The sequence below is a fragment of the Sporosarcina sp. P32b genome, from assembly GCF_002743335.1.
Classification (GTDB): Bacteria; Bacillota; Bacilli; order Bacillales_A; family Planococcaceae; genus Sporosarcina.
Genome location: NZ_PDZB01000050.1, coordinates 1 through 2397 on the forward strand (window position 1 = coordinate 1; position 2397 = coordinate 2397).

Sequence of the window (2397 nt, forward strand, 5' to 3'; positions counted from 1 at the left end):
TTGTGTTTTGCAAGAAGAAAGTGCATAAGTTTGCAATGAAAAATACACAAGCTTGCCAGCCTTCAATTTAGTTTTTATCTTTGTCGCGATAAAGCGTTTGTAACTCTGAAACTATCTCCAGTGAAATTCAAAATGTGAGCATGATGGATCACACGATCTACTAATGCGGCAGTTAGTCTAGAATCACTAAATACACGATTCCATTGACTAAACTCCAGGTTTGACGTGATAATCAAGCTTTTCTGTTCGTACCAATCTGAAATAAGTTGGAAAAGGAGCTCAGCTCCTTCTTTGTTGAAGGGTACGTATCCCATCTCATCTAAAATAATTAAATCCACACTTTTGAATCGACCTCTAAACTGCGCTAATTTGCCGTCGCGCCATGCTTTTTCCAATGATTCAGCGAGATCAGAAACTCTGTAAAAGCGTACTTCTAATCCACGCTTACAAGCCTCATAACCTATGCCAGTTGCGAGATGTGTTTTCCCTGTACCTGGTGCTCCAGTTAATATCAAGTTCTCTCTACGACCGATAAAGTCTATCTTACATAGTTCCTCACTATCAATGTGTGCTGGAAAATGAATTTGTTCATTCCATTGAAATGAAGAAAGTGACTTCTTCTGAGTAAATTTAGCTTTCTTTATTAAACGTTCTGATTTTGCTTCCTCTCGGAATTGAAGTTCCTTTTGAAACAACTCATCTAAAAATTGAGTAGGATTCTCGAAAGGGATATCTTCGTAAATCTCATTCACATAAGCCAAGCGTAATGTTTTACAAATACTTTTCAGATTAGAAGTCATAGAGTTTCACCTTCAATCTGTGACGTACTTTGTAACTGATCATACATACTCCAATTAACATCATAAGGATGCTCTTCAGGTTCTTTTAAGCCTTCGGATTGGCTACTCAAGAGGTCGTAGAATTCATCATTGATTTGGTTCATATTATGAGTTACTAATAGCGCTATTAACCAATGTAAACGTTCTTTACGAATAGTCAGATTTGAGATATTGATGTATTCATAAATACGACCTGGAAGATACGGAGAGAACCGTGAATAGCTTACTGCACGCGGTTTACTTAACCAAGATTTTAAGATTGATTGCCAGGGAATCTCGCGATTCTTATGCATATAAGGACGATTGTCTTCATATAGAATCTCTCCGTGAGGAGATAGTACTTTGAATCGGTTCCAATATTTCACAATAGATAAGGATGGATAGTTATTTCCTCTTGGAATATAGACTCTCACTTTATCTAAAGTGATTTCACCATACTTATTAGACTGAACCTTACTCTCTTTAAACACGGGGAATTCTTCATCTGGTAGAGCCAATAAGTATTCAAATTCTTCCTCCAAAAGTTTTTGTATCGAGATTTTCTTCTCATAATGAATTCGTTCTCGATCTTTTGTATGCTTTTGCTGCAATAAGTTCGTCAGATGTTCCAAGTTCTCTATAACTGGTGCGGGCGTGATGAAGTTATATCGAACATAGCCAACTTTATTTTCTACATTTCCTTTCTCGTGTCCTGAATACGGATTACAGGCTTGAGGTTCGAATCCGTAATGATTCGCAAACTGTAAGAATTCATTTGCAAACACAGTTTCTTCGTGTTTATTTCTTGGTTTAGTGACAGCGGTTACCATGTTGTCGATTCGGATTTTTCTTGGTACGCCACCTAGCTGCTGAAATATTTTCTTGAGTCCATAGAGAAGACATTCTTGATTTTCTGATGGCAACGGAATTGAATAGGCATCATTACTGAACGGTAGGGTCATAATTAAACAGTGAATATCACGATACTTACCATCTTGTACAGCTTCCATTAACCCGAAATCTAACTGCGCTTCTGCAGGCGGATGTATAAGACGCTCATAGTTTTTATCTGTAGTTTCATCTTCAATATCCTCTCTACTTTCTCGCCACTCTTTAATAAAGTACGATACGGTCCGATAGGAACCTTTGAATCCTAGAGCTTGTAGCCCAGTAAAGATCCCTTGGTTTGTTCTCCGTTTCTTTCTCTTTAGCTTTTGATCTTCCCAAAGCCAATCACTAACAATTTCTCCCCATTTTTCTTCGTACATCATACCGGATCTTTTCAACACTTTCTCTTGAGGCAGTTGGTCTTCATCCGCATACTTTTTAACAGTTCTCCAATTAAGATGTAACGTTTTTGCTATGTGATTTATAGATAATGATTTCTGATTCCTCATTAATTTGATACAATTGATTTCAGGCATTGCCAGCATTCCTCTCAACCTCCACTGATTTGATTCGACACCAATACAGTAGAGAAATTTTGGAAGGCTGGCAAGCCTTTTTTTATTATTTTACAATTGCAGCGTTATGTACTTATTCCTTTCAAAACTCTGTACTTCTATCTTGCACTACACAC

2 protein-coding genes are annotated in these 2397 nt (G+C 37.3%); both read right to left on the minus strand.

The features are described 5' to 3' along the window. Positions 1-74: 74 nt before the first annotated feature. A complete protein-coding gene (gene istB / locus CSV64_RS16365; RefSeq protein ID WP_085428212.1) occupies positions 75-800 on the minus strand; it encodes an IS21-like element helper ATPase IstB in 726 nt (241 codons plus the stop codon). Continuing rightward, positions 797-2251, minus strand: a complete 1455-nt coding sequence (istA, locus tag CSV64_RS16370) for an IS21 family transposase (protein WP_099635664.1) — start codon at positions 2249-2251, stop codon at positions 797-799. Before istA ends, istB begins: the two co-directional genes overlap by 4 nt. Positions 2252-2397: the final 146 nt, after the last annotated feature.